Origin of the sequence: Georgenia sp. AZ-5, assembly GCF_043952095.1 — a bacterium.
GTDB lineage: Bacteria > Actinomycetota > Actinomycetes > Actinomycetales > Actinomycetaceae > Georgenia.
Window position 1 is genome coordinate 2971881 of sequence record NZ_JBINOU010000001.1, and the last position, 26646, is coordinate 2998526.

Annotated in this window: 24 protein-coding genes; 9 read left to right on the forward strand and 15 right to left on the reverse strand. The window is 73.2% G+C overall.

What is annotated here, in order from left to right; translation table 11 throughout:
• Positions 1-63: 63 nt before the first annotated feature.
• The 3 genes from ACF0H8_RS13910 to ACF0H8_RS13920 are packed head-to-tail and all read right to left on the reverse strand — an operon-like array spanning position 64 to position 3061.
• Positions 64-1581, reverse strand: a complete 1518-nt coding sequence (locus ACF0H8_RS13910) for a molybdopterin-dependent oxidoreductase (RefSeq protein WP_395289493.1) — start codon at positions 1579-1581, stop codon at positions 64-66.
• A gap of 47 nt (positions 1582-1628) precedes the next feature.
• Entirely contained in the window at positions 1629-2420 is a 792-nt protein-coding gene (locus tag ACF0H8_RS13915; RefSeq protein ID WP_395289494.1) for a DUF305 domain-containing protein, read from the reverse strand.
• The gene (locus ACF0H8_RS13920; RefSeq protein WP_395289495.1) at positions 2417-3061 is read right to left on the reverse strand and encodes a DUF3105 domain-containing protein; all 645 of its coding nucleotides are present in this window, start codon (positions 3059-3061) and stop codon (positions 2417-2419) included. The genes ACF0H8_RS13915 and ACF0H8_RS13920 overlap by 4 nt, the downstream gene beginning before the upstream one ends.
• A gap of 183 nt (positions 3062-3244) precedes the next feature.
• Here ACF0H8_RS13920 and ACF0H8_RS13925 point away from each other — a divergent pair, with 183 nt between their 5' ends.
• Positions 3245-4306: an LLM class flavin-dependent oxidoreductase gene (locus tag ACF0H8_RS13925; RefSeq protein WP_395289496.1), complete on the forward strand. Its 1062-nt coding sequence runs from the start codon at positions 3245-3247 to the stop codon at positions 4304-4306.
• A gap of 9 nt (positions 4307-4315) precedes the next feature.
• On the opposite strand, the gene ACF0H8_RS13930 is transcribed toward ACF0H8_RS13925, so the two are convergent.
• The 4 genes from ACF0H8_RS13930 to gabT form a co-directional block, all read right to left on the reverse strand.
• Positions 4316-5104: an MBL fold metallo-hydrolase gene (locus tag ACF0H8_RS13930; protein ID WP_395289497.1), complete on the reverse strand. Its 789-nt coding sequence runs from the start codon at positions 5102-5104 to the stop codon at positions 4316-4318.
• Between the two features lie 271 nt (positions 5105-5375).
• Positions 5376-6875 carry an aldehyde dehydrogenase family protein gene (locus ACF0H8_RS13935; RefSeq protein WP_395289498.1) on the reverse strand — a complete coding sequence of 500 codons (1500 nt, stop codon included), beginning with the start codon at positions 6873-6875 and terminating at the stop codon, positions 5376-5378.
• Positions 6876-7017: 142 nt separating this feature from the next.
• Positions 7018-8292, reverse strand: coding sequence for a Glu/Leu/Phe/Val dehydrogenase (locus ACF0H8_RS13940; RefSeq protein WP_395289499.1), 1275 nt, complete (start codon positions 8290-8292; stop codon positions 7018-7020).
• The gene (gabT, locus tag ACF0H8_RS13945; RefSeq protein WP_395290893.1) at positions 8289-9641 is read right to left on the reverse strand and encodes a 4-aminobutyrate--2-oxoglutarate transaminase; all 1353 of its coding nucleotides are present in this window, start codon (positions 9639-9641) and stop codon (positions 8289-8291) included. The genes ACF0H8_RS13940 and gabT overlap by 4 nt, the downstream gene beginning before the upstream one ends.
• A 128-nt stretch (positions 9642-9769) precedes the next feature.
• Here gabT and ACF0H8_RS13950 point away from each other — a divergent pair, with 128 nt between their 5' ends.
• The gene (locus ACF0H8_RS13950) at positions 9770-11269 is read left to right on the forward strand and encodes a PucR family transcriptional regulator ligand-binding domain-containing protein (RefSeq protein WP_395289500.1); all 1500 of its coding nucleotides are present in this window, start codon (positions 9770-9772) and stop codon (positions 11267-11269) included.
• 113 nt (positions 11270-11382) lie between these two features.
• On the opposite strand, the gene ACF0H8_RS13955 is transcribed toward ACF0H8_RS13950, so the two are convergent.
• From ACF0H8_RS13955 to ACF0H8_RS13965, 3 genes are read right to left on the reverse strand one after another with little or no spacing between them, the layout of a single operon-like run.
• Complete coding sequence (locus ACF0H8_RS13955; protein WP_395289501.1) at positions 11383-12546, reverse strand: ABC transporter permease; 1164 nt, start codon at positions 12544-12546, stop codon at positions 11383-11385.
• Positions 12543-13709, reverse strand: coding sequence for an ABC transporter permease (locus ACF0H8_RS13960; protein WP_395289502.1), 1167 nt, complete (start codon positions 13707-13709; stop codon positions 12543-12545). The genes ACF0H8_RS13955 and ACF0H8_RS13960 overlap by 4 nt, the downstream gene beginning before the upstream one ends.
• 1 nt (position 13710) lies before the next feature.
• Positions 13711-14679: an ABC transporter ATP-binding protein gene (locus tag ACF0H8_RS13965; protein WP_395289503.1), complete on the reverse strand. Its 969-nt coding sequence runs from the start codon at positions 14677-14679 to the stop codon at positions 13711-13713.
• 333 nt (positions 14680-15012) lie between these two features.
• Between ACF0H8_RS13965 and ACF0H8_RS13970 the strand changes: the two genes are divergently transcribed.
• The 3 genes from ACF0H8_RS13970 to ACF0H8_RS13980 all read left to right on the forward strand — a co-directional run bounded on the left by ACF0H8_RS13970 (position 15013) and on the right by ACF0H8_RS13980 (position 17376).
• Positions 15013-16080, forward strand: coding sequence for a DUF932 domain-containing protein (locus tag ACF0H8_RS13970; protein ID WP_395289504.1), 1068 nt, complete (start codon positions 15013-15015; stop codon positions 16078-16080).
• Between the two features lie 45 nt (positions 16081-16125).
• Positions 16126-16491, forward strand: a complete 366-nt coding sequence (locus ACF0H8_RS13975) for a nucleotide pyrophosphohydrolase (RefSeq protein WP_395289505.1) — start codon at positions 16126-16128, stop codon at positions 16489-16491.
• Between the two features lie 123 nt (positions 16492-16614).
• Entirely contained in the window at positions 16615-17376 is a 762-nt protein-coding gene (locus tag ACF0H8_RS13980; RefSeq protein WP_395289506.1) for a sulfite exporter TauE/SafE family protein, read from the forward strand.
• Positions 17377-17471: 95 nt separating this feature from the next.
• Here the strand turns inward: ACF0H8_RS13980 and aceB are convergent, their stop codons facing one another.
• The 5 genes from aceB to ACF0H8_RS14005 form a co-directional block, all read right to left on the reverse strand.
• Positions 17472-19085 carry a malate synthase A gene (aceB, locus tag ACF0H8_RS13985; protein ID WP_395289507.1) on the reverse strand — a complete coding sequence of 538 codons (1614 nt, stop codon included), beginning with the start codon at positions 19083-19085 and terminating at the stop codon, positions 17472-17474.
• Positions 19086-19176: 91 nt separating this feature from the next.
• A complete protein-coding gene (otnK, locus tag ACF0H8_RS13990) occupies positions 19177-20475 on the reverse strand; it encodes a 3-oxo-tetronate kinase (RefSeq protein ID WP_395289508.1) in 1299 nt (432 codons plus the stop codon).
• Between the two features lie 46 nt (positions 20476-20521).
• On the reverse strand, positions 20522-21586 hold the full coding sequence (locus ACF0H8_RS13995) for an ABC transporter substrate-binding protein (RefSeq protein WP_395289509.1): 1065 nt from the start codon (positions 21584-21586) through the stop codon (positions 20522-20524).
• A gap of 64 nt (positions 21587-21650) precedes the next feature.
• Positions 21651-22502: an ABC transporter permease gene (locus ACF0H8_RS14000; protein ID WP_395289510.1), complete on the reverse strand. Its 852-nt coding sequence runs from the start codon at positions 22500-22502 to the stop codon at positions 21651-21653.
• A complete protein-coding gene (locus ACF0H8_RS14005) occupies positions 22499-23236 on the reverse strand; it encodes an ABC transporter ATP-binding protein (RefSeq protein WP_395289511.1) in 738 nt (245 codons plus the stop codon). The genes ACF0H8_RS14000 and ACF0H8_RS14005 overlap by 4 nt, the downstream gene beginning before the upstream one ends.
• A gap of 163 nt (positions 23237-23399) precedes the next feature.
• Here ACF0H8_RS14005 and ACF0H8_RS14010 point away from each other — a divergent pair, with 163 nt between their 5' ends.
• From ACF0H8_RS14010 to ACF0H8_RS14025, 4 genes are read left to right on the forward strand one after another with little or no spacing between them, the layout of a single operon-like run.
• A complete protein-coding gene (locus ACF0H8_RS14010; RefSeq protein WP_395289512.1) occupies positions 23400-23639 on the forward strand; it encodes a hypothetical protein in 240 nt (79 codons plus the stop codon).
• A 4-nt stretch (positions 23640-23643) separates the two neighbouring features.
• On the forward strand, positions 23644-24573 hold the full coding sequence (locus ACF0H8_RS14015; protein WP_395289513.1) for a glucose-6-phosphate dehydrogenase assembly protein OpcA: 930 nt from the start codon (positions 23644-23646) through the stop codon (positions 24571-24573).
• Positions 24570-25697 (forward strand): LacI family DNA-binding transcriptional regulator, encoded by a 1128-nt coding sequence (locus ACF0H8_RS14020; protein WP_395289514.1) that lies wholly within the window; start codon positions 24570-24572, stop codon positions 25695-25697. Before ACF0H8_RS14015 ends, ACF0H8_RS14020 begins: the two co-directional genes overlap by 4 nt.
• Before the next feature lie 32 nt (positions 25698-25729).
• A complete protein-coding gene (locus tag ACF0H8_RS14025) occupies positions 25730-26626 on the forward strand; it encodes a creatininase family protein (RefSeq protein WP_395289515.1) in 897 nt (298 codons plus the stop codon).
• Positions 26627-26646 lie beyond the last annotated feature (20 nt).

A 26646-nucleotide genomic window follows, 5' to 3' on the forward strand; every position in this document is an offset into this window, starting at 1 on the left:
GCCGGCGGCGACGCCGGGCCGGCCCCGTGCCTGCCCCGGTGCTCGGGGTGCCGCGCGGGTCCCTCAGGCGACGCGGACCTCCACCCTGTGCCAACCCGTCGCGCCGTCGGGCGCCGTGCCGCGCCGCTCCCCGGTCTGCACCCCGCCGTCCCGGTCGGTCGCCCGGACCTCGAGCACGTGCTCACCCGGAGTGGCGGTCCAGCGGTAGAACCACTGGCGCCAGGCGTCGACGTGCACGTCCGTGGCCAGCTCGGCCGGGCGCCACCGGCCGCCGTCCACCCGCACCTCCACCGCGGCGATGCCGGTGTGCTGGGCCCAGGCGACGCCCGCGACGACCACCTCCCCCGCCCGCACCTCCCGGCGCCGCGGCACGTCGATGCGCGAGGACGTCTTCACCGGGCCGCGCGCGGACCAGCCGCGCTCGGTCCAGTAGGCGGTCTCGTCGGTGAACCGGGTGACCCGCAGCTCCGTGACCCACTTGGTGGCCGAGACGTAGCCGTACAGCCCCGGCACCACCAGCCGCACCGGGTAGCCGTGCTCGGCCGGCAGCTGGGTGCCGTTCATGCCGACGGCGAGCAGCGCGTTGCGGTCGTCGGTGAGCACCTCCAGCGGGGTGGAGGCGGTGAAGCCGTCGACGCTGCGGGAGAGCACCATGTCGGCGCCCGGCAGCGGCCGCGCGCGGGCGAGCACCTCCCGGACCGGCAGGCCCAGCCATCGGGCGTTGCCGGCCAGGTCGCCCCCGACCGGGTTGGAGACGCAGCACAGCGTGACCCACGCCTCGGTCAGGGGCGCGGCCAGGAGCTCGTCGAGGGTCAGGGTGGTCTCCCGCTCGACCAGCCCGACGACGCGCAGGCGCCACGTGGCCGGGTCCACGCGGGGCACGACGAAGGCGGTGTCGATGCGGTAGAACTCCGCGTTCGGCGTCCGGAACGGGGTCAGGCCGTCGACGGTGGGGTCCGGTGGGGCCGGCGGCGCGCGGGTCGCCGGGGCCGGGAGCGCGAGGCGGGCGACGGGGGCGGTGCCGCCGAGGAGACGGGACACCGACGCCGCGGCCAGCGCGGCCGCCGTGAGGGCGACGGCGCCGCCGAGGAGGCCGCGCCGGCTCACCGCGCGGCCACCGGGCGCCTCCTGCCGGGCCGCGGGGACATCCGCCGCGGCTCGTGGCGTCAGCGCGACCAGCGCGGCCGCCCCGACCAGCGCTGAGACCGCCACGGGCCACGCGGCCGCGGGTCCGCCGTCGGGCCGGGACACGGCGGCCAGGGCCGCGACGGCACCGAGGAGGACGACGGCGACGCCGCCGGACCAGCCCCGGCGGCGCTCCTCCAGGCCGGCGGCGGCCGCGAGGGCCAGCACGACGAGCGCGATGCCGACGCCGAGGGCGAGCTTGTCCGAGGTCCCGAACAGCCCGATCGCCAGGTCCTTGAGCCAGGGCGGGGTCAGGTCGATGAACGCCTCGGCCACGGCCTCGACCGGGCCGGGGCCGCTCCGGGCGATCCGCGTCAGGAGCTCGGCGAGCGCCACGGCCCCGGCGACGACGGCGACGCCCGTCCCCACCGCCCCGCCGCGCCCTGGCGCTGCCATGCGGTCAACGGTACGCAGGGCCACCCACGCGCACGAGGCCCGCCCGGCTACTCCTGGACGATCGGGCCGCCACGCTCCTCGAGCATGTCGCTCAGCACGTCGAGCTCGGCATCCTGGCTCCGGACGATCATCTCGGCCAGGTGCCGGACCGCCTCGGTGTCCGCCTCCCGGACCGCGTACCCGGCCATCTCGATCCCGCCCACGTGGTGCGGGATCATCAGCTGGAGGTAGAGCCGTTCCGCGTCGGTGCCGGAGGCCGCGGCGAGCTGGTTGAGCTCGGCCTGCGTCGCCATGCCGGGCATGCTGCCGTCGTCGCCGGACCCCTGGTGCCCGGTGTGGTCGCTCATCCACGCCATGCGCGGCGCGGTGGAGGACTTCGGGAGTCCCCATATCTCCAGCCAGCCGAACATCTGGCCAAGCTGGTGCTGCTGGGCCAGCGCGATGTCGAGGGCGAGCTGGCGCACGTCCGGGTCGTCCGTGCGATCGCGGACCAGCACCGACATCTCCACCGCCTGGGCGTGGTGGGCGCCCATGTCGCGGGCGAAGCCGGCGTCGACCGAGCTCTCAGACGGCGTGGCCGGCGCGGAACCCATGCGCGAGCCGGCGACCAGCCCGAGCACCGCCGCCAGGGCGAGGAGCAGCACCACGCCCGCGACGAGCAGCGGCCGGGCGGCGGCGCCGCGCGATGTCGCGCCCGGCGCGACCTCGCCGGACGAGCGGACCTCGCCGGACGAGCGGGCCCCGCCGGGCGCGACCCCGCCCGATCCGGCCTCGCCCCGGGTGGCGGCGTCCGGCGAGGCCATCGGCTGACGGCCGCTGGGATCCGCCGGGCCGGTCATGCGACGGGGGTGCCTGTCCCGCCGGAGCAGGGGGCGCCCGGCTCGGGCGTCTGCTCGCCCTGGATGTACTTCTCCATGAAGGCGGCCAGGCGCTCGTCCTCGGGGTCGTCGAGCTGGAGCTGGACGCCCCAGCCACTGAGCACGATGGGCGACGGCAGCCCCTCGTACGGGCTGAGCAGGGCGTAGCCCTCGCCCTCGGCGGCGTCGCGCAGCACCGTGAGCTGCTCGGCGGGGAGCTCGGGGTCGTAGGTGATCCACACGGCGCCGTGCTCCAGCGAGTGCACGGCGTTCTCGTTCGCGACCGGCTGGTCGTAGATGCCGCAGTTCTGCCACACGGCGTTGTGGTCCCCACCGACCGGCGGCGTCTGGGCGTAGTCGACGGTGCCCTCGACGTGCTCGGCGGAGAGGTCCGCGAACTCCTCCACGCCCTCGATGGGCGCGTTCGCGGCGGCCTCGATCTCCCGCCGTTCCTGCGCCTGGTTCGTTAACGGCACGGCGACCGCCGCGGCGAGGCCCAGGACGACGACGCCCGTGCCGCCGTAGATCAGCCGCTTGCGCCGCTTGTCCTTGCGCTCCTGCTCGGCGCGCATGGCGGCCACCCTCGCGGCGCGCTCCTGCGCCTGCTGCTTGCGGTTGCTCACGTGACTCCCCGCACGATTGCTGGTTCAAGTATCCCGGCCACCATAACCGACCGGTCGGCGGCCCAGGCAGGACCGCTCGGCGCGGCGGCGACCAACGCCGTCGGCGCGCAACTCTACGCCCGGAATAGCGGCCCGGGCGGAGGGTTGCGCCGATCGGCAGCGCGGCACACGGGGAGGACTGACATGGCACAGCGGCTCGAGCTCGGGCTGGACACGTTCGGCGACGTGACCTTCGGCGCGGACGGGACGCCGCTGTCCCACCCGGTGGTCATCCGCAACGTCGTCGACCAGGCGGTGCTGGCGGACGAGGTGGGCCTGGACTTCATCGGGATCGGCGAGCACCACCGGCCTGACTTCGCCGTCTCGGCGCCCGACGTCGTCCTGGCCGCCATCGCCGGCCGGACCAGGAGCATCCACCTGGGCTCCGCCGTCACCGTGCTCAGCTCCGACGACCCGGTGCGCGTGTACCAGCGCTTCGCCACGCTGGACGCGGTCTCGGACGGCCGGGCGGAGGTGATCCTCGGGCGGGGATCCTTCATCGAGTCGTTCCCGCTCTTCGGCTACGACCTCGAGGACTACGAGCTCCTCTTCGAGGAGAAACTCGACCTGTTCGCGCGGCTGCGCACCGAGGGTGCCGTGACCTGGTCCGGCCGGACCCGTCCGCCGCTGCACGACCAGAAGGTCTACCCGTACACCGCTGCCGGTGCGCTGCGCACCTGGGTCGGCGTGGGCGGCAGCCCGCAGTCCGTGGTCCGCGCCGCCCGGCACGGTCTGCCCCTCATGCTGGCGATCATCGGCGGCGAGCCGGCCCGTTTCCGCCCGTTCGTCGACCTCTACCACCGGGCCCTGGACCAGCTCGGCAAGGACGCCCAGCCGGTCGGCGCCCACTCCCCCGGCCATGTCGCCGACACCGACGAGCAGGCGCGGGACGAGCTGTGGCCGCACTACGCCGCGATGCAGGAGCGCATCGGGCGCGAGCGCGGCTGGCCGCCGCCCAGCCGCGCGCGGTTCGAGGCGGAGGCCGGGCCGGAGGGCGCCATCTTCGTCGGCTCGCCGGAGACGGTGGCCGCCAAGATCGCGTCGGCGGTGCGCACGCTGGGGCTCTCGCGGTTCGACCTGAAGTACAGCAACGGCACGATGCCGCACGAGGCGCTGCTGCGCAGCATCGAGCTGTACGGCACCAGGGTCGCGCCCCGGGTGCGTGAGCTGCTGGCGGCCCAGCAGGAGCCGTCCACGCCGAGGTAGGCCGGAAGCTCAGCCGGCGACGTCCACGCCGAGGTAGGCCAGCTGCGAGCGGACGATCGAGCGGCACGCCCAGAGCCGGCGACCCTCCACCGGCCCGTAGACGGCGCGGACGACGGCGTCGACGTCCCGGGTGCCGGCGTCGAGGAGGCGCCCGATCTCGGCGAGCCGCTGCAGGCGGTGCTCCCGCGCCTCGGTGAGCGCGGCGGCCGGGTCGCTCAGCACGGGCCCGTGACCCGGGCCGACGCGGCGCAAGCCCTCCCGGGCCGTGAGGTCGAGCAGACGGTCCAGGCTGCTGAGATAGGCACGGAGGTCGCCCTCGGGCCACGGCACGATGGTGGAGCCGCGGCCGAGCAGCGTGTCGCCGGTCAGCAGCAGGCGGTCCTGCGGCACGTGCAGGCAGACGGAGTCCGCCGTGTGACCGGGCGTGGCGGCCACGCGCACGCGCAGGCCGTCGACCTCGACCCGCTCGCCGTCCTCCAGCGCGGGCCCGTGCCCGCCGCCGCGCACCGGGGCGCCGGTCAGCTCGGCGAGGCGGGCGGCCGACTCGGCGTGGTCGAGGTGGTGGTGGGTGAGGAGGATGACGGCGACGCCGCCGTCGCCCGCCTCGAGCAGGACCCGGTCGAGGTGTTCCCCGTCGAGCGGGCCGGGGTCAACCACGACGGCCCGCGCGGCGCCGGGCTCGCGCAGCACCCACGTGTTGGTCCCGTCCAGGGTCATGACCCCCGCGTTGGGGCCGAGCACGCACGCGGCCCGCGGCGAGACCCGCCCGCCGGCCCACACCTCTGGCGCCGATGTCATCCGACCTCCCTCGCTCCTGGCCGAACAGTAGCGGCCGGGCGGCGCGGTGGGGGACGCCGCCCGACGACGCGGGTGGGAGGCACGACGGCGGCCGTCCCCGGGTGCGGGGACGGCCGCCGTTCGGCGTCGCCCGCGGCAGGTCGTGCCGCGGCCGAGGCCGGTCGGCGGTGACATGTCGGGGACGAGATGACATGTCGGGGAGAGATGACATGTCGGGGAGAGATGACATGTCGGGGAAGAGATGACATGTCGCGGGGGCACGGGATTGGGGTCAGCTCCAGTCGATGCTGAAGTACTGGGTCTCCTGGAACTCGCGGATGCCCTCGCGGGCGCCCTCGCGGCCGAGGCCGGACTGCTTGACGCCGCCGAAGGGGGTGGCCGGGTCCGACACGGTGCCCCGGTTGACGCCGACCATGCCGGCCTCGATCTTCTCGGCGGTCTGCAGGGCCCACTTCAGGTCGCGGGAGTACACGTACGCCGCGAGCCCGAACTCGGTGCCGTTGACCAGGCCCAGCAGCTCGGCGTCGTCGCGCCAGGTGACGATCGGCGCTACGGGTCCGAAGATCTCGGTGCGCAGGATCTCGGCGTCGGCGGGCACGTCGCGCAGGACGGTGGGGGCGTAGAAGTACCCGGTAAGGCCGGCGGGCAGCTGGGCGCGGTGGCTGACGCGGGCCCCGGCGGCGACGGCGGCGTCGACGACCCGCGTGACGCCGTCGAGCGCCCTGGCGGAGACGAGCGGGCCGATCTCGGTCCCCTCCGCGAACGCCGGGCCCACCTTGAGCGCGGCGACGGCGGATCCGAACTTCTCGGTGAACTCCTCCACGACGTCCTCGTGGACGTAGAGGCGGTTGGCGGCGGTGCAGGCCTGCCCGCCGTTGCGCAGCTTGGCGATCATGGCGCCGGCGACGGCGGCGTCGACGTCCGCGTCCGCCGCGACCACGAACGGGGCGTTGCCGCCGAGCTCCATGGAGGCGTTGATCACGCGGTCGGCGGCCTGCCTGAGCAGGACCCGGCCGACCGGGGTGGAGCCCGTGAAGGAGATCTTGCGGACCCGGGGGTCCTCGAGCCAGGCGGTGACCACGGCGGCGGAGTCGGTGGTCGGCACGACGTTGACGACGCCGTCGGGCACGCCGGCCTCGGCGAGGATCCTGGCCACGGCGAGGGCGGTGAGCGGGGTCTCACCGGCCGGCTTGAGCACGACCGTGCAGCCTGCGGCCAGCGCTGGGGCGATCTTGCGGGTGGCCATGGCGGCGGGAAAGTTCCACGGGGTGACCAGCGCGGCGACACCCACCGGCTTGTGGGTCACCACGGTGCGGGTGCCGCCGGCCGGGGACGAGCCGAACTCGCCCTCGGTGCGCACGGCCTCCTCGGCGAACCAGCGGAAGAACTCGGCGGCGTACGTCACCTCGGTGCGCGCGTCGGCGAGGGACTTGCCGTTCTCCCACGACATCAGCGCGGCGAGCTGCTCGGTGCCGGCGATCATGAGCGCGAACGCGCGGCGCAGCACCTCCGAGCGCTCGCGCGGGGCGGTGGCGGCCCAGCCGGGCAGGGCGCGGGCGGCGGCGTCCACGGCGGCGACGGCGTCGGGCACCTGGCCGTCGGCGACGTCGGTGATCTCCGAACCGGTCGCCGGGTCGAGCACGGCGAAGGTGGCGCCGGCCTGCGCCGCGGAGCCGCGGCCGTCGATCCACACGCCCTGGCGGGGCGCGAGGGCGTCGACGTAGCCGCGCAGGTCGGTGCTCGCCGCGGCGGGGGTCAGGGTGCTGCTCATTCCGGTCCTCCTGGGTCCGCGCGGCGGCCGGGCATCGGCCGCCGCGCGTGCTGGGGCCCCGGCCGGATGGCCGGGCGGGCGGTCTCGGGCGGCGGGGTCGGCCGAGGGGTGGCGGGCCCGGGCGGCGACGCGCCCGAGACGGTCACGGGTACAGGCCGCGCTGGGTGTGGGCGGACGCCACGCGCTCGACCGCCATGGCGGTGGCCGCCGTGCGGAGCGACAGCTCGCGCTGGGTTGCGTAGTCGCTGACCGCCTCCCAGGCGCCGAGCATGCGCTGCTTGAGCCGGGCCTCCACCTCGGGCTCGGTCCACCAGTAGGCCTGGTTGGCCTGGACCCACTCGAAGTAGCTGACGACGACGCCGCCGGCGTTGGCCAGGATGTCCGGCACCACGAGGACGTCATTGCCGGCCATGATCGCGTCGGCGTCCGGCGTCGTGGGTCCGTTGGCGCCCTCGACGACGACCTTGGCGCGGACCCGCGGGGCGTTGTCGCGCGTCAGCACGCCCTCGACGGCGGCGGGGACCAGCAGGTCCACGTCGAGCTCGAGCAGCTCCGCGCCGTCCAGCTCGTCGCCGCCGGCGAAGCCGACCACGGAGCCGGTGGCGTCCACGTGCGCCTCGAGCGCCGGAACGTCCAGCCCGGAGGGGCTGGCCACCGCCCCGTACTGGTCCGACACGGCCGTGACCGTCACGCCGGCCTCGGCGAGGAACCGGGCGGCGCCGCGGCCGACCTTGCCGAAGCCCTGCACGGCCGCGGTCGTCGTCGCCGGCTTCAGGCCGCGCGACTCCAGCGCCGCGAGGGCCACGTCCACCACGCCGCGCGAGGTCGAGCTGGCCCGGCCGAGCGACCCGCCGAGCGAGACCGGCTTGCCGGTGACGACGCCGAGCACGGTGTGGCCGCGGTTGACGGAGTAGGTGTCCATCATCCAGGCCATGGTCTGCTCGTCGGTGCCGATGTCCGGGGCGGGGATGTCGCGCTCCGGGCCGATGACCGGGAGGATCTCGGAGGTGAACCGGCGGGTGACGCGCTCGAGCTCGGCCTGCGAGTAGCTGCGCGGGTCGATGCGCACCCCGCCCTTGGCGCCGCCGTAGGGCACGTCGAGCAGGGCGCACTTCCAGGTCATCCACATCGCCAGCGCGCGGACCTCGTCGAGGTCCACGTTCGGGCTGTAGCGGATGCCGCCTTTGGCGGGGCCGCGGGAGAAGTTGTGCTGGACGCGGTGGCCGATGAACAGGTCCTGGCTGCCGTCGTCGCGGCGCAGCGGGATGGAGACCGTCACCTCCCGCCGCGGGGTGGCGAGCATGCGGTGCAGGCCCTCGGGCAGGCCCAGCACGCCCGCGGCCTCGGCGAGCTGGGCGCGGGCGTCGGCCAGCGGGGTGGCGGACGTCGCCGTCGAGTCGGTCGTCACGGTGGTCACTTGATCACCTCGAAGGCACGGTCCAGCACGTCGAGGCCCTCGGCGAGGAGCTCCTCGGGGATGGACAGGGGCGGGAGGAGGCGCAGCACGTTGCCGTAGGTGCCGCAGGTCAGGACGATCACGCCCTCGGATTGGGCGGCGCCCGCCACGGCCTTGGCCAGCGCGGCGTCGGGCTCCTGCGTGGCCGGGTCGACCAGCTCGAGGGCGATCATCGCGCCGCGGCCGCGGACCTCGCCCACGCGGGCGTCCCGCTGCTGCAGGGCGCCGAGCCGGCCGGTCACGAGCTCGCCGATGGCCGTGGCGCGCTCGATCAGGTTCTCCTGCTCGATCGTCTCCAGGGTGGCCAGCGCGGCGGCGCAGGCGAGCGGGTTGCCGCCGTAGGTGCCGCCGAGGCCGCCGGCGTGGGCGGCGTCCATGATCTCGGCGCGGCCGGTGACGGCGGAGAGCGGCAGGCCGCCGGCGACGCCCTTCGCCGTGGTGACCAGGTCCGGCACGATGCCCTCGTGGTCGCTGGCGTACCAGGCTCCGGTGCGCGCGATCCCGCTCTGCACCTCGTCGGCGATGAAGACGACGTCGTTCGCGCGCGCCCACTCGACCAGCGCGGGCAGGAAGCCCTCGGCGGGGACGATGAAGCCGCCCTCGCCCTGGATCGGCTCGATGACGATGGCGGCGAGGTTCTCCGCGCCGACCTGCTTCTCGATGGCCGAGATGGCGCGCTCGGCGGCCGCGGCGCCGGAGAGCCCGTCGCGGTAGGGGTAGGACAGCGGCGCCCGGTAGACCTCGGGGGCGAACGGGCCGAAGCCGGACTTGTACGGCTGGTTCTTGGCCGTGAGGGCCATGGTGAGGTTGGTGCGGCCGTGGTAGGCGTGGTCGAACGCGACGACGGCGTTCTTCCTGGTGTACGCGCGGGCGATCTTGATCGCGTTCTCCACGGCCTCGGCGCCGGAGCTGAACAGCGCGGTGCGCTTCTCGTGGTCGCCGGGGGTCAGGGCGTTGAGCCGCTCGGCCACGGCCACGTAGCCCTCGTAGGGGGTGACCATGAAGCAGGTGTGGGTGAACGCGGCCAGCTGCGCGCTCACGGCCTCCACCAGGCGCGGGGCGGCGTTGCCCACGGTGGTCACGGCGATGCCCGAGCCGAGGTCGATGAGGGAGTTGCCGTCGACGTCGACGACGACGCCGCCGCCGGCCGCGGCCGCGAAGACGGGCATCGTGGTGCTCACGCCGCCGGCGACCGAGCCGCGCCGGCGCTCGGCGAGCTCGCGGGAGCGGGGCCCCGGGATCTCCGTGACCAGGCGGCGCTCCTGCGCCAGGGCGGGGCCGCCGACGGCGGCGGGGGTGAGGAGAGACATGTGCGGCTCCTGGACGGCGACCCGCGCCCGGGCGGGCGTGGTGCTGCTCACGCTAGGGGCCGGGGTGCCGCCGTTGAAACGGCATACCTGCACAATCTGAACCGCGTCGTTGTGCAAGAGTGTCGTCCATGGTGGCGGTGAGGGACGTCCTGGCCCTGCCCGCGCTGGCGCTGCGCGGCCTGCACGTGCCCCGGCCGGGCGAGCCGGTCCGGTGGGTGGCGACGAGCGAGCTCGCCGACCCCAGCCCCTTCCTCGAGGGCGGGGAGGTGCTGCTGACCACGGGCCTCGGCGCCCGCGGGTGGGACGCCGAGTGGGACGCGTACGTGGCCCGGGTGGCCGCCGTCGGGGTCGCGGCCGTGGGGCTGGGCACCGGGCTGACGCACCCCGAGGTCCCGGCCGGGCTCCTGCGTGCCTGCCGGGCGCGCGAGGTCAACCTGTTCGAGGTGCCCCGGCGCACCACCTTCGTGGCCATCAGCCGGCTCACCGCCAGCCTGCTCCACGAGCGGGAGGAGGCGGCCGCCCGCCGGGCCGTGACCATGCAGCGCGAGCTCACCGAGGCGGCGGCCCGCCGGGGCGACCCGGCCGCCGTCCTGCGCACGCTGGCGGGGCACCTGGGCGGCGGCGCCGCCGTGCTGACGGCCGACGGCGAGCCCGCGGGCGCCCCCATGGGCGCCGCTCCCCCGGCCGGCCTCGACCTGGCCGCGGAGGTCGCGCGGATCCGGCCGCAGGGGCTGCGGGCGTCCGCCACGGTGGGGCACGGCTCGCACACGTGCCTCATCCAGCCCGTCGGCCTGACCGCCCGCCCCGAGAGCTACCTGGCGGTGTGGGCCCCGCACGCCCTCGACGACGGCCAGCGCAGCGCCGTCACCACCGCCGTGGCGCTGCTGGGCCTGGACGCCGAGCGGCGCCACGACCGGCGCGCGACCGACCGGCGCATCCGCGCCCGCGCGCTCGAGCTGCTGCTCGGCGGGGACGGGCGCACCGCCGCCGTCGTGCTGGCCGCGGCCGAGGACCGCCCCGGCCCGGCCGCGCTGCCGGCGCTGGTGCGGGTGGCCGAGGCGTCCGGGCCGGTGGACCTCCTCGACGACGCGCTCGCCGCTCTCGAGGGGCCCGGCGACGCCGTGCTGCTCGCCGCGCGCACCGGGGTGACGCTGCGGCTGGCCGACGCTCCCGCCCGCGTCGAGCGCGCGGCCGCGCGCCTGGCGGCGCTGGGGCTGCGGGCGGGGGTCGGCGCCGCGGTCGGCCTCGACGACGGCGGACGGGGCGCGACCACCGCCGGGTACGCCCTGGCGCAGACCACCGAGGCGCTCCCGCTGGTGCTGTGGGACGACCTGGTCGACGACGGCGTGCTGGCGCTGGTCGGTGACGACGCGGCCGCCGCGTTCGCGGACTCCTTCCTCGCTCCGCTGGCCGACCGGCCGGACCTGCTCACCACGCTGCGCTCGTTCCTGCGCCACCACGGCTCGCGCGGGCGGGTGGCAGCCGAGCTCGCGGTGCACCGCAACACGGTGCGCCACCGGGTGGCGGAGATCGAGGAGGCGCTGGGCCGCTCCCTCGACGACCCGGCCGCGCGCGTCAACGCGTGGGTGGCCCTCCAGGCGGACGCGGCACGCCGCCTGGAGGGCTGACGCTCCCCCGGCCCACCGGCGCATCCCCTCCGCGACATGTCATCTTCTCCGCCACATCTCGCCACAGCGGGCCGGGTCTCGGGGAGAAGATGACATCTCGCGGGGTGAGGGGATCAGAGCGCGCGGGCGAGGCTGCGGCGCAGCAGCCAGGCGCCCAGCACCAGCAGCGCCGCCCCCATGGCGGCCAGCACGCCGAGCTGCGGCAGGATCTCGGCGAAGGACCCGTCGTGGCGCTGGATCTCGGCGAACGCCTCGTACGCCCAGGCGTGCGGGGTGACGTGCGCGACCGTCCGCAGCGTGTCGGGGAAGATCTCCAGCGGCATCATGCAGCCGCCCAGCGCGGCGAGGATGAGCCCGGCCCCCACGCCCACGCCGCTCGCCGCGCCGTCGTTGTCCATCACCGAGCCGATCACCATCGCCGAGGCGGCGGAGACGGCGGCGAACAGCGCCAGGATGACGACCGCGAGGGCGATGTTCCCCCACCGCACGCCGAACAGCAGGGACGTGCCGGCCATGATGTAGGCGCCCTGGAACCCGGCGATGACGAACCGGCCGAGCGCCTGCCCGCCGATCACCTGCGCGGTGGACACCGGCGCGCTGAGGGCCCGTGAGACGACGCCGTGGCGGCGCGCCTGGATGAGGGTCGCCGAGCCGGTCAGCGACGTGAGGAAGACGAACAGCAGCGTCATCGTGGTGGCGCCGAGGTCGAACTGGCCGAGACCCGAGAACTCCTGCGCGACCTCGTCGACGTCGGTGACCTCCACCTGCGGCGCCGTCACGGACCCCGCCGCGTCCGCCAGCGCGGCGCGTGCCTGCTCCTCCGTCAGGCCGGCGGCCACGAGCGCGGCCACCTGGCCCTCCGCGGCCGCCACGGCCTGCACGGCAACGCGCACGTGCTGCACGGTGGCCGGTGCGTTCGCCCCGGTGCCGGCGATGACCTGCACCTGCGCGGGCTCGCCCTCGGTGTAGGCCCGGGCGGCGTCGTCGGGCACGAGCAGGCCGACGTCGGTGCGCCCGCGCGCCAGCTGCTCCCGCACGTCCTCCGGACTCAGCAGGGTGACGTCGACGCCGTCGTCCTCCAGCGCCCGCACCAGCTCGGCGCGCAGCCCGGAGTCGGCGCCGCCCACGGCCGCGCGGCCCTGGGAGCCGTCGCCGCCGAACTGGGAGCCGATGAGCACCACCAGCAGCAGGGGGAAGATCAGGACGAAGAAGATGTTGGACCGGTCGCGCAGGAACCGCCGCAGCTCGACGCCCGCGAACGTGACGATCGCCCTCACGCGGCGGCCCCCCGGTCCGGCAGGAGCCGGGACAGCGCCCAGCACACCACCGCGAAGCCCAGCATGATGACGACGGGCACGCCGATGTCGGTCAGGCCGCCCCCCGCCGAGGTGATACCGAGGCCGCGGATGAACGCCGCGACGGGGTTGAGGTCCAGCAGCTGCGCGGCCAGGCCGGAGCCGGAGACCGGGAAGAAGGCCCCGCCGGCCACGCCCAGGACGACGGCCAGGATCGACTGCAGGATGTTCGCCTGCTCGGCGGTCCGCGCCAGCCGGGCGATGACGAACATCAGCGACGTCGCCGCCGCGACGACGCACACGATGAGCGCCGCGACCGCCACCGGCGAGCCGAAGCTCTCGCCGAAGAACGCCCCGCCGGCCGTCAGCAGCACCGCGGTCGCGACCACGCCGAGGACGAAGCTGACCAGCGCCTTGGCCGCGACGATGCTGCCGCGCCGCAGCGGCATGGACAGCAGCCGCGCCATCGTGCCCTGGTCCCGCTCGGCGACCAGGGCGAGCACCCCGAAGCCGACGGTGAAGAGCAGGAAGAGGCCGGCCTGTCCCGCCACCAGCGCGCCGGAGGAGGACAGCTGCTCGCGCGAGGCCTCGCCCTCGACGACGGTGAGCGCACCCGTGGGCGTCGCGGCCTGCTCGGCGACCACGCCCAGCCGCTGCGGCGCCAGCCCGGCCGCCGCCCCCGCCCGCGCCGCGACGGCGCCGGCGGTGAGCTGGTCGAGGACGCCCTGGACGACCGAGACGAGCACGTCGGTCTCGACCCCGGCACCGTCCCCCTCGACGAGGCGGACGGTGGCCGGCTGCCCGGCGGTCGCCGCGTCGCCGAAGCCGGCGGGGACGACCATCCCGAGTGCCGCCTCGCCGCTGCGCGCCAGCTCCGTGACCTCGCCCTCGGGCACACGCTCGACGGTGACGTCCAGGCCCGGCACGCCGGTGAGCGAGTCCACCAGGACTGCGGCGACCGGGTCGTCGGCCGGGACGGAGGCGGCGACGGTGACCGGGTCCAGCTCGACGTCCTCGGCGCCGCCGAAGGCGAGGTTGAAGACGAACATCAGCCCCAGCGGGACGACGATCGCGAAGATGAGGACCGACTTGTCGCGGACCCGCTGGCGCAGGTCCGAGGCGGTCATGGTGAGGATCTGGCGCATGTCAGTCGCGCAGCGCCTTCCCGGTGAGCTGCAGGAAGACCGACTCGAGGTCCGGGCGGGTGATCTCGACGTCGCTCAGGGACATGCCCGCGGAGGTGGCGCCGGTGACCACGGCGGCGACGGCGGTGGGCGCGTCGTGCACGGTCAGGGTGAGCGTGCGCCGGTCCACGTCCACGCGCTCCACGGCGGGCAGCCCCTGCAGCGCCGTCGCGGCGGCGGCGGTGTCGCCCGCCCCGGTGAGCCGGATGTGGTCGAGCCCCCCGGTCAGGCGGATCAGCTCGTCGCGCGTGCCCTCGGCCTGGAGCCGGCCGGAGTCCACGATCGCGATGCGGTCGCAGAGGCGCTCGGCCTCCTCCATGTAGTGCGTGGTGTACAGGACAGCCATGCCCTCGACCGACAGCGCCTCGACGGACTCCAGGATGGCGTTGCGGGACTGCGGGTCCACGCCGACGGTGGGCTCGTCCAGGATGAGCAGCGTCGGCTGGTGCAGCAGGCCCACGCCGATGTTGAGGCGGCGCTTCATCCCGCCCGAGTACTCCTTGGTGGCGTCCTTGGCGCGGTCCGCCAGGCCGATCAGCTCGAGCACCTCGTCGATGCGCCGGGCGAGGTCCTTGCCGGTCATGCCCTGGAGCCTCCCGAAGAACGCGAGGTTCTCCCGACCGGTGAGCTCGGGATAGATCGCGAGGTCCTGGGGAACCAGGCCGATCCGCCGCTTGACCGCGATGGCGTCGGGCCGCATGGTCTCGCCCGCGACGGTCACGGTGCCGGCGCCGGGTGCGAGCAGGCCGGCGATCATGCTGATGGTGGTCGTCTTGCCCGCGCCGTTCGGCCCCAGGAGGCCGTAGGTCTCCCCCGGTGCGATGCGGAAGGAGATGCCGTCGACGGCGGTGAGGTCCCCGAACCGGCGCACCAGGCCCTCGGCGACGAGGACGTCCGCGGCCGACGCCGACGGGTCATGCAGGTGGGTCACGCTGGCATGCTCCCACCGACCACGGGTCGACGACCCGAATCACACACCCCACGACCGGTTCGTTATCGGGCGTCCATCGCACGTTCACCCGCGGTGACGCCTGCGCCGGAGTCGGTGGCGGCCCGGGTCCGCCTGTGGCGGGCGCACCACGGCCGGACCGGGAGCCTGACTCCGCCCAGAATGGCCTGATGTACCGTTTCGTCCGCGAACGGCACATCAGGCCATTCTCCGCGGGAGACCTCCCCGTCCACAGCCGCCGCCCGTGCCCCGGATCCACACCCGCTGGCGCCGCGCGTGGGTGGCAGGCGCTTGGCTGCGGCCAAGGAGGCGATCATGTCGCGAGAGACCCTGGAAACCCTGAACACGAGCACGCTGATCGGCCACACCGCCCACCGGGGCACGGCCTGGCACTACCGCGCCGAGCTGCAGGGCGAGGAGCCGAACCACTACCCCGGTGCCATCCCCGTCGACGACGTCGCCCGCCGTCTCTTCGGCTGGCGTGCGGAGTCCCGGGCGATCGCCGTCGAGCGGCCGGCGGACCCCCGCAAGATGACCCACCTCAGCCCCGAGGGCGCCCCCATGCGGTGGCAGCGCGTGCCCGGGCGGCAGGGCATCGTCCGCTCCGACCGCGCGGACGGCGCGGTGCTGGGGGTGTTCACCGACGCCTACGTGCCCCACCAGTACGCCGAGTACCTGCTCACGTCGCTGGGCAACATCCTCGACGACGACCTGTCGATCAGCTCGGCCGGGCTGCTGCGCGGCGGAGCGATCGCGTGGGTGGAGGTCAGCGTGCCCGAGTCCGTGACCACGCCCGAGGGGGTGGAGTTCCGGCCCAACCTGCTCGCCACCACCACCCTCGACGGCTCCCTGAGCACCACCTACAAGCGCACCGTGACCGACGTGGTGTGCGACAACACGAGAGACGCCGCGCTGCGCGAGCGGGGGCAGGATCTGAAGATCCGCCACGCGCGCAGCTCGCACCTGCGGCTGGACGATGCGCGCCGCGCGCTGGCCATGGTGCACACGACGGCGGACGCGTTCGCGGCGGAGGTGGCGCGGCTGTGCCGCATCGACGTCGACAGGGCCACGTGGGGCCGGTTCCTCGACTCCTGGGTGCCCATGACCGACCTGCGGGGCGCGCCGCTGGGCAAGCGGGCGACCGCCCTGGCGGAGAAGAAGCGGCAGGCGCTGGCGGGGCTGTACGCGCACGACAAGCGGGTGGCGCCGTGGGGCGGGACGGCGCACGCCGTGCTCCAGGCCGTCAACACCTACGAGCACCACGCGAGCCCGGCGCGGAGCTCGCGGGCGCAGCGCAACATGCTCCGCACGGTGACCGGCGGCTACGCGGCCCTGGACAAGGCGGTGTGGCGCAGCCTGGAGCGGGTCCTGGCCGCCGTGTGAGGGACGGGCGCACGACGGCGGGCGCGCCTGGCCCATCATGGGCGCATGGACACCCGTGCCGTGCAGGGCCAGCTCCGCCGCTTCACCGACGAGCGCGACTGGCAGCAGTTCCACACCCCGCGCAACCTCATGCTGGCGCTGGTGGGCGAGGTGGGCGAGCTCGCCGAGGTGATGCAGTGGCGCACCGACGCCGAGCTGCTCGCGCTGGCCCGGGAGCCCGCCGGGCGGGAGGCCCTCGAGGACGAGATCGCCGACGTGCTGACGTACCTGCTCCAGCTCGCCGAGGCGCTGGGGGTCGACCTCGACGCGGCGGTGGCCGCCAAGCTGGAGAAGAACGCCAGGAAGTACCCCGCCGTGCTCGCCCGCGGCTCCAACGCCAAGTACACCGAGCTGCGCCGGCCGCCCCGGTAGCCGGAGCCGCGGCTCACCGCCTCGTCCGCCGCGCAGCGCGCCTCGGCGTGCCGGGCGCGGCGGCACGGCAGAATGTCCGGGTCCGGCCGCGCCCGCGGCCCCGAGCCCGGAGACCTTGCCCCCTTGGACATCGCCGAGATCCTGATCCTGCTCGTGGCCGGCACGGCCGCCGGGACCATCAACACCGTCGTGGGCTCCGGGTCCCTCGTGACGTTCCCGGCCCTGCTGGCCCTGGGCTACCCGCCGGTGCTCGCGAACGTGACCAACAACCTCGGGGTGCTGCCGGGCAGCGTCAGCGGCTCGGTCGCCTACCGTGCCGAGCTGCGGGGCTACTGGCGCACGGCGCTGCCGCTGGCGCTGGCGGCCGCCGTCGGCGGCGCCGCCGGCGCCGTCCTCCTGCTGCTCCTGCCGGCGGAGGTCTTCGACGGCATCGTGCCCTCGCTGATCATCCTGGCGCTCGTCCTCGTGGTCGCCGGGCCCCGCATCAAGCGCTGGAGCGCCGAGCGGCGCGCCCGGCGCGGCGCGAGCCGCGTGGTCAGCCCCGGGCTGCTGACGGCCACCGGGCTGACCGGCGTCTACGGCGGCTACTTCGGCGCCGCCCAGGGCGTCCTCCTCATCTCGATCCTGTCCATCGCCCTGCCCGGCAGCCTGCACAAGGCGAACGCGGTCAAGAACGTCCTGGGCGCGGCCGCCAACGGTGCCGCAGCAGTCGTGTTCGTGACCGTCAGCGAGGTCGCGTGGCCGGCGGCCGGCGTCATCGCGCTCGGCGCCATCCTCGGCGGGCAGGTCGGCGGCCGGGCGGGGCGGCGCATCCCCGAGCTCGTCTACCGCGCCATCATCGTGGTCATCGGCCTCGTGGCGGTCGTGAGCTTCCTGGTCTCCTGACGGCACGACCGCCAGGAGGGCTGGAGGCAGCTCGGCGACCGCGTGCGTGCCGCGCCGTCTCCCGGGGGCGCGGGTCCGCGTGAGGACCTGACCCGTCACGGCATGTGCTCGTAGGCCGGCAGGGTCAGGAAGTCGGCGTACTCGTCGGCGACGGCCACCTCGAGGAACACCCTGCGGGCCTCCTCGTACGCTCCGGCGTCGCCGGGAAGCTTGGCGATCTCCTCCTCGACGATCCGGTCGATGAGCTCACGGGTGACCGTGTGGCCGGTGTCGGCGAGGGTGACGTCGTTGTGCAACCACTGCCACACCTGCGAGCGGGAGATCTCCGCCGTCGCGGCGTCCTCCATGAGGTTGAAGATCGCCACGGCGCCCTGGCCACGGAGCCAGGCGGCGAGGTACTGGATCCCCACGGAGATGTTGTTGCGCAGGCCCGCCTCGGTCACCTCCCCGGGGGTGGAGGCGACGTCGAGGAGCTGGGCGGCGGTGACGTGGACGTCCTCGCGGAGCCTGTCGAGCTGGTTGGGCCGGTCCCCCAGCACGCCCGTGAAGACCTCGTTGCACAGCTCGACCATGCCGGGGTGGGCCACCCACGAGCCGTCGAAGCCGTCCCCTGCCTCGCGCTCCTTGTCGGCACGGACCTTGGCGAACGCGGCGGCGTTGACCTCCGGGTCCTTGCTGGGGATGAAGGCCGCCATCCCGCCGATGGCGTGGGCGCCCCGCTTGTGGCAGGTGCGCACGAGCAGCTCGGTGTAGCCGCGCATGAACGGCACGGTCATCGTCACGGCGTTGCGGTCGGGCAGCAGGAACTCCCTGCCCCGGGTGCGGAAGCACTTGATGACCGAGAACATGAAGTCCCACCGGCCCGCGTTGAGCCCGGCGGAGTGCTCACGCAGCTCGTACAGGATCTCCTCCATCTCGAAGGCTGCGGGGTACGTCTCGATCAGCACCGTGGCCCGGATGGTGCCGCGCGGGATGCCGAGGAACTCCTGCGCGAGGAGGAAGGCGTCGTTCCACAGCCGCGCCTCCAGGTGCGACTCCATCTTGGGCAGGTAGAAGTACGGACCCAGGCCCTTCTCCAGCTGCCGCCGCCCGGCGGTGGCCAGGTACAGGGCGAAGTCCACCAGCGACCCGGAGGTCCGCTCACCGTCGACGAGGATGTGCTTCTCGGGCAGGTGCCAGCCGCGCGGGCGCACGACGATGGTGGAAAGCTCCTCGTCGGGCTTGAGGGCGTAGGTCTTGCCGGTCTCGGCGGTGAAGTCGATGGCACGGTTGATCGCGTCGAGCAGGTTGAGCTGGCCACCCACGACGGATTCCCAGCGCGGGGTGTTGGCGTCCTCGAAGTCGGCCAGCCACACCTTCGCGCCCGAGTTCAGGGCGTTGACGGTCATCTTGCGGTCGGTGGGGCCGGTGATCTCCACCCGCCGGTCCACCAGCCCCGGCGCCGGCGGCGCCACCCGCCAGCCGTCGTCGTCACGGATGGGCGCCGTCTGGGGCAGGAAGTCCAGCGTCGCCCCGTCGGCCAGCGCCGCCACCCGTCGGCGACGCGCCTCCAACAGCTCCAGGCGCCGCCCACCGAGCTCTCGGTGCAACCGGGCGATGAGTTCCAGCGCCTCCGGCGTGAGGATCTCCTCGTACCGGTCCAGCACCGGTCCGGTGATCTCGAGTCCCTCAGGCGTACTCACCTGCGCCTCATGCTTCATCGATGCCATCCGTTTCTCCTCCTTCATCGCGTCGCTGTATTGCCACATCAGGCCCGACCGGCGGCGTCGACCAGGACACGAGTGAAGCTGTATTGCCACATCAGGCCCGACCGGCGGCGTCGACCAGGACACGAGTGAACAGGTCCCGGTCACCGAGTGGCCCCGACTTCAGAAGGAGCCACACGGGCTGCGGCTCCTCCGCGCGCACCCACGCCACCCCTGGGGACACCGACTTTCCGATCGTCACGCGGCTGATGCCGCACCGCTCCACCACCGCGCCGGAGGTCTCTCCGCCCGCGACCACCAGCTTTCGCACGCCGAACCCGACGAGGCCGGCGGCGACGTCTGCCAACGCATCCTCGACGAGCCGTGCCGCTCTCTCGCGCCCCAGGGCCTCCTGCTGCTGACGGACGATGTAGGGCGGCGCCGTCGCGCTGATCGCCACCGGGCCGCTGGGAAGGTTCGCGCGGGCGAACTCGAGCGCCTCTGCCACGACCGCGCGGCCGTCGGCGACCATGGTGGGGAGGAAATGGAAGGCCGGTCGGTGATGCTCGAACCGGCGCACCTGCTCCTGCGTCGCCTCGGTGCAGCTCCCGGACAGGACCACACCCACGAGGTCGCCGTCGGGAGCGGCGGCCGGAACGTCTGGGTGGTCCACGGCGCCCATGAGCCCGGCGGCGAGTCCCGCGGCTCCGGTGACGAGATCGTGCCCTCGCGCGAGCGCGCCGAGCGTGTCCAGCTCGGACACGTCGAGTGCGTCGGCCACGACGTAGTCCACGCCCTGCTCGTGCAGCGCCCGAAGCGCCCGGGCCGCCGCCTCGGTCCCCCGGGAGACGTGCTGCCACGGCAGGAGCCCGACGCGCCTGCCGCTCTGCCGGCCGAGCAGCCGTACGACGTTGGCGTCCCGCTTCGGTGTGAGGGGATGCCGGCCTTCCGACGCCTCCGACATCAGCCGGTCACCGACGAACAGGTACCCCTGGTAGACGGTGCGGTCGTAGGCCGGCACCGCGGGGCAGACGAGCACCGGATGGTCACCCGCCACACCGTCCGCGCGCAGATGCTCGGTGACCGTGTCCATGACCGGACCGATGTTGCCCACATCGGTGGAGTCGAAGGTCGAGCTGTACTTCAGGTACAGCTGCGCGGCGCCCTGCTCACGCAGCCACCGGGCCGCCTCCAGGGACTGGCGCACCGCCACGGCCGCCTCGGCCGAGCGGCTCTTGAGAGCGACAACGAGCACGTCCACCGAGGGCGGAGGCGTCTTCCCGCGCGGCGGCCCGAAGTACAGCTCCACCGCATGGCCCAGCTCCCGGAGCACGCTGCCGACGTCGATGGCCCCGGTGTAGTCGTCGGCCACGATGCCGAGCGGCGACCTGGTCCGAACGCTGGTCTCCGCCATGGCCGCCCTCCGCGCGTCACTCAGGCCCGTGCCGGCGCGCTCGACGTCACTGGCGTTCCGGCTCCCGGCCGAGCTCCTCGACCGCCGCGGTGATGGGCTCCCGGTCGACGAGTGCGTTGACGTCCGGCGGGTCCCCCTCGCGCAGGGTCCCCATCGCCGCCATGCGGTCCAGGGTGTACTGCAGCCGGTCCTCCTCGAGCCCCTCGTTGACCGGGAACGCCTGGACCTCGTTCATGTAGACCTCGTAGGCCTCGCTGATGATGCCCTCGTCGAAGCCCGTCGCGGTGGCGATGAGGGGGACGACGGCGTCCTTGTCCTCGTACATGGTCCGGTGCGCCCGCGTGATGGCCTGGACGAAGCCCTGGGCGACCTCCGAGTTCTGCTCCAGCCAGTCGGCCGGGACGAAGTACGCGCCGTAGAAGTAGTCGGGCTCGACCTCGTAGAGGTTCACGAGGCTGTGCAGGCTCGGGTCCTCCTGCTGGGCCTGGATGGCCTGCTCGGGATGCAGGACCGCCGAGGAGATCTGCCCCTGCACCAGCGCGGAGACGTAGGCGTTGGCGTTGGTTGAGACGTACTGCACGTCGTCGGGCGTCAGGCCGCCGCTCTCCAGCACCATCCGGGTCATCACCTCGCGGAACGCGCCGATCTCCTGGATGCCCAACGGCCGCCCGCGCAGGTCCTCGACGGCCTGGACGTCCTCGGGCACGACCATCTCCACCTCGAGCCGGTCGGTGTAACCGCCGATCACGCGAATGTCCCCACCGCCGGCGAAGGCGTTGATGACTGGCTCGATACTTGCGCCTCCGACCTCGAAGTCTCCACCGACCACCCCGGTCGTCACCGAGGAGCCAGACCGCAGGTTCGAGATGTCGATGGAGATCCCTTCCTCCTCGAAGTACCCCATCTCGTCGGCGATGACGACGTCGGCGTTGGCAAAGCTCGTCGCCGAGGTCGGCAGCGCCAGCCGGAGGGTGGTGGTGCCGCCATCCTCGGCTGCGGGGCCGCCACCACCGTCGGCTTCCTGCTGGCCGCCGCATGCGGCCAGCGCCACGCAGGCCGCGACGACGCCGGCACCGATCCGGGCTCTTCCACGTGCTGGGAGGGCGTTCATGTCAAGCACCTCACTTCGGAGCTTCACCGGCCTGTCCGGACGGACAGGTACGGCTGGGGGGCGATCACTGGTCCCGCCGCCACGGCGCCAGAACCTTCTCGACGGCGCCGAGGGCCGCCGTCAGGACGACGCCGATGAGCGAGAGGATGACGATCGGGACGAAGACCCGTGCCGTCTGGAACGTGTTGGAGTTCGTGACGATGAGGTTGCCGAGGCCGGAGATGGCGGTGAAGAACTCCGCCACGATCACGCCCACCAGACCACGCCCGATGGCGAGACGGACGCCCGTGAAGATGTACGGCAACGCGGCCGGCAGGAGTAGGTCCACCCACACGCGCCGTTCGCTCGAGCAGAACGACCGGGTCACCTCGAGCAGCTCCGGGGAGACCTCCTCCACACCGCGCATCGTGTTGATGATGACGGGGAAGAAGACGAAGAAGGTGACGACGAAGATCTTGGCCTGGTCCCCGAACCCGAACCACAGCACGATGACGGGGATCAGGGCGACGGCGGGGAGCGCGTAGAGAGCGTTGACCGGGATGTCGATGATCTGCTTGACCGTCTCGCTGCGGCCGGCGAGCAGGCCGACGGCGATCCCGACGACGACTCCGATGGCCGACCCGATCGCCAGTACGACCACCGTGTCGATCAGGGCGGAGATCAGCGTCCCGTCCCGGATCATGTCGACGAACGCCTGCGCGATCGCCGTCGGGTAGGTGAAGACGATCGGGTTGACGTTGCGCCCGTACAGCTCCCAGGCGACAAGGATGACCAGGAGGGACGCGTACCGGATGAACCGCTTCTGCCCCTTGGTCTGCGTGCCCAGGGTCAGCCGTCGCCGCGCCTTGATCTCCCGGTCGGGAGGCACCTGTGCGAGCGGGTCCTGTGCTGCCTGTGGTTGAGAGTGAGCAGTCATGTCGTTCGTCCTGTTTGAAGGCTGTCCCACAGCTGGTTACGCAGCGGGAGATACGCGGGATGACTTCGGACACCGGCGAGGTTTCGTGGTCGCTCGATCGGGACCCGGGTGTCCAGCACCACGTGGGCGGGCGGCCCGCCGAGCACGATGATGCGATCGGACATGATGATCGCTTCGTCCAGGTCGTGCGTGACGAGGATCGCCGTCCTGGTCTCGCGCTCGATGATCCCGAGGACCTCACGCTGCATGACCTCGCGCGTGATGGCGTCGACGGCGCTCAGCGGCTCGTCGAGGAGCAGCAGCTCCGGCTCCAGGCACAGTGCCCGAGCGATGCCCACACGCTGCTTCATGCCGCCGGAGAGCTGATAGGGGTACTTGGTCCGCGCGTCCTGCAGGTTCATGATCTGGAGGAGCTGGTCGATCCTGCCGTGCTCGTCCCTGCGCCCCTGAACCTCGAGCCCGTAGCGGATGTTCTCCTCGACCGTCTTCCACGGGAAGAGCCCGAAGTGCTGGAACACCATGGCGACGCGGGGCTCCGGGGTCCGCAACGGTGCGTCGTGGAGCCGCATCCGCCTGACTCGTGCCTGCGGCAGCAGACCGCCGATCGCCCGGAGCAACGTCGTCTTGCCGCACCCGGACGTGCCGACGATGCTCACGAACTCGTCGTTGTCGATGTTCAGCGAGAGGCCGTCGATGATGACGTTCTGCCGGAACTGCACGTGGACGTCTTGCACTTCGAGACTGTAGGCCAAGGTTCTCTCCCGCTTCGTGCGCCTGGGCGGACCCCGCTGTCCGTGCTGTAGGAACCGTTTTCTGTAGCCGTTTACATCAAGGTACTCGTGCGTGATGCTGGGTTGTCAAGAGGTCCCTCGGCATCAACGAAGAGGTGAGGCGGCCATGGTGACTCTCAGCCCTGGCTACACGATCACGCTGCGTGTCGACGTGCCCGCCTCGCAGCTGGCCACGAGCACCGTGGTCGCCGCCGTGGCGATCGCCGAGGTCGTCAGCACCGAGGAGCCCAACGCCGCCTTCGTCATCCCCGGCGTGTTCGACCGCCGCGTCGCCGAGGCGGTGGCCCCGGCCGTGCGGACAGAGGCCGAGCGGCACTGGCTGAGCGCGCCGGCGAGCAAGAGGTGAAGCTGTGATCGTCCACCTGCACCCCACCACCTCCGGCGCGGTCGCCGCGAAGCTGGTGGCGTTGCGAGCGGAGGAAGGCGTGGCGGCACTGGGCCGCGTGCTCACCCTCATCATCCAGACGCAGGACGACGCCACCGCCGAGACGGCCATCACCGCGGCGAACGCGGCGGCACGGCAGCACCCGTGCCGCGTCATCGCCGTCGTCCCCGGGGCGGCGACGGCCGAGCCGGGCATGTCCGCCGAGGTCCGGGTGGGGTCCGACGCCGGGGCCAGCGAGGTCGTCCTGCTCCGCCCGACGGGCGCGGCTGGCCGCGACGTCGGAACGCTGGTCAATCCGCTCCTGCTCCCGGACGCTCCGACCGTGGCCTGGTGGCCCGGGGAGCCTCCCGCAGTGCCGGCACAGGACCCGGTCGGTACACTCGCCCGGCGGCGCATCACCGATGCGCTGGCCACCGCAGACCCTCCGGCCACCATCCGCCGGCTCCGCCTCGGCTACTCCCCGGGCGACACGGACCTGTCCTGGGCGCGCAGCACGCCATGGCGAGGGCGGCTCGCGGCGGCGTTGGACGAGCCACCCTTCGAGCCCGTGGTCGCCGCCACGGTGGCCGGAGAACGACGACGGCCGTCGGTGAGCCTGCTCGCCGGCTGGCTGGCCGACCGGCTGACGTGCCCGGTGACGATCCGCGCCGTTCCGTCCGGGCTGATCACGGAGGTGTGGCTGGAGCGTCCGAGCAGCACGATCGTCCTGCGCCGCGAGCCGAACACCCAGGTGGCCAGGCTGTCCCGCACCGGCGCCGCGGACCAGTTCGTGAGCCTCCCGGTCCGGTCCCTCGAGCAGTGCCTGATGGAGGAGCTCCGCTTCCTGGACCCGGACACCACCTACGGCGACGCCCTGACCAGTGGCTTGGCGGCGGTCAGGGATGCCGAGCCATGAACCTCGCCCGATTCCGAGCGACCTCAGCCTTGACACGTCCGACGCCCCGGGCCTACGTTGTCGGTCATAGAAAACCTTTACAGAGAAGGGTTACCGCGGTGCCAGCAACGATCCGTGACGTGGCCGCTGCGGCAGGGGTGTCGGTGGCTACCGTCTCCCGGGTCACGACGGACGGGGGATACCCGGTCGGCGCCCAGACCAGGGCGAGGGTCCTGGCCGCCATCGAGGAGCTGAACTACCGCCCCAACGCGCTCGCCGGCGGGCTGCACCAGAAGAACAGCCGGCTCATCGGCGTGATCGCGCCGGACATGTCGAACCCCTACTACCCCGAGGTCACCAGAGGAATCGAGGACGTCGCCAACGAGCACGGCTATCAGGTTCTGCTCTGCAGCACCGACCGCGACCCTGGCAAGGCACGGTCCTACATCGACGCCCTGCTCAAGAAGCGTGTCGCCGGGCTGGCGATCATCGGAGGGGGGAACGAGGTGAGCCTCGAGCACCGGGACGTCGCCTCCTACGGCGCGTCGGCCGTCTACATCGGGCGCCCGTCGAGCAGGTTCTCCACCGTCCGGGCGGAGAACACCCGGGCGGCGGTGGAGATGACGGAGCATCTCATCTCGCTCGGGCACCGCACCATCGCCTTCATCGCCGGGAACAAGGACTCATCAGCCACGACAGCGCGCCAGCGCGGCTGGCACCGCGCGATGACCGCACACGGGCTGGCCGCCGGACCAGCGCTCGCCGAGTCCGGCGGCTACACCGAGAAGGGTGGGTACGACGCCGCCAGCGCGCTGATGAGGCGGGAGGAGAAGCCGACCGCCGTCTTCGCGGCGAACGACCGTATGGCGATCGGGGCGATGGCCGCCCTGGCGGACATGGGGCTGCGCATCCCGGCCGACGTCGCCGTCGTCGGCTTCGACGACATCCCGATGTCGGCCTACGTCAGGCCCGCGCTCACCAGCGTGTCGGTCTCCGCCCGGAAGATGGGCTACGAAGCCATGCGGCTCCTGCTCCGGGACGGAGCCCCCGACGCACGCCCGAAACACGTCCGGGTCAAGACACACCTCGTGATCCGGGACAGCTGCGGCGGCAGCAACCAACCCGCCACGCATCAAGTGATCTGAGTCAACGACGACACACCCCCGAGGAGAAGGCCATGAGCAGCGCCAAGGACTACGTGAAGAACGACGCCACCCGTGCGCGGAAGCACAACATGCTCGGCATGTCGTTCGCGGAGGTGCAGGAGCGGCTGGCCGAGCCGAACCAGGACGTCGTCCTGGTCCCGATGGGCAGCACCGAGAAGCACGGCGCACACATCCCGCTGGGAACCGACAGCTACGTCACGATGGAGGTCGTCGAACGAGCCGCGCAGAACGTGGACGTCCTTTTCACGCCGCTGGAGCCGTTCGGCTACTCGCCGCACCACATGGGGCGCAACGAGGAGGGGGCGGGGACCATCACCCTGCAGGCCGAGACCTATCGCCGCGTCCTGCACGACGTGGCCCGCAGCCTCATCTTCCACGGCGTCAAGAAGATCATCTTCGTCAGCCACCACGGCTCCAACACCAAGCCGATCGACGAGGTGATGCGCCAGCTGCGGTACAAGACCGGGGCGTACATCTCCTTCTACAAGACGCCCACCGAGCGCGAGGCGAACGTCGTCCAGGACCTCTTCGAGAACCCGCCCGAGGAGACGCCCGGGTGGCACTCCAGCGAGCTGGAGACCTCCTGCCTCATGGCGACCGGCGACGGCCTGGTCGACATGGAGCGGGCCGTCGAGGACCGCGCCCACGCGCCTGCCTACATGGGTGCCTCGTTCTCCAAGATCGACGGCACAGGCACCGTGAAGTACAAGAACTCCGAGAACATCTGGGTGCCCATGGAGCACCACGAGTACTCCGACACCGCCACCATCGGCAACCCCTTCCGGGCAACTCCGGAGAAGGGGCTTGCCATGTTCGACCGGATGGCCGAGCACCTCGGCGGGTACGTCGAGGAGGTGCGGCAGTTCGAGGTCTCGGTGACGTACAGCGACTACCCCGAGCGTGCCTGACCCATAAGCCAGGAGCGGAG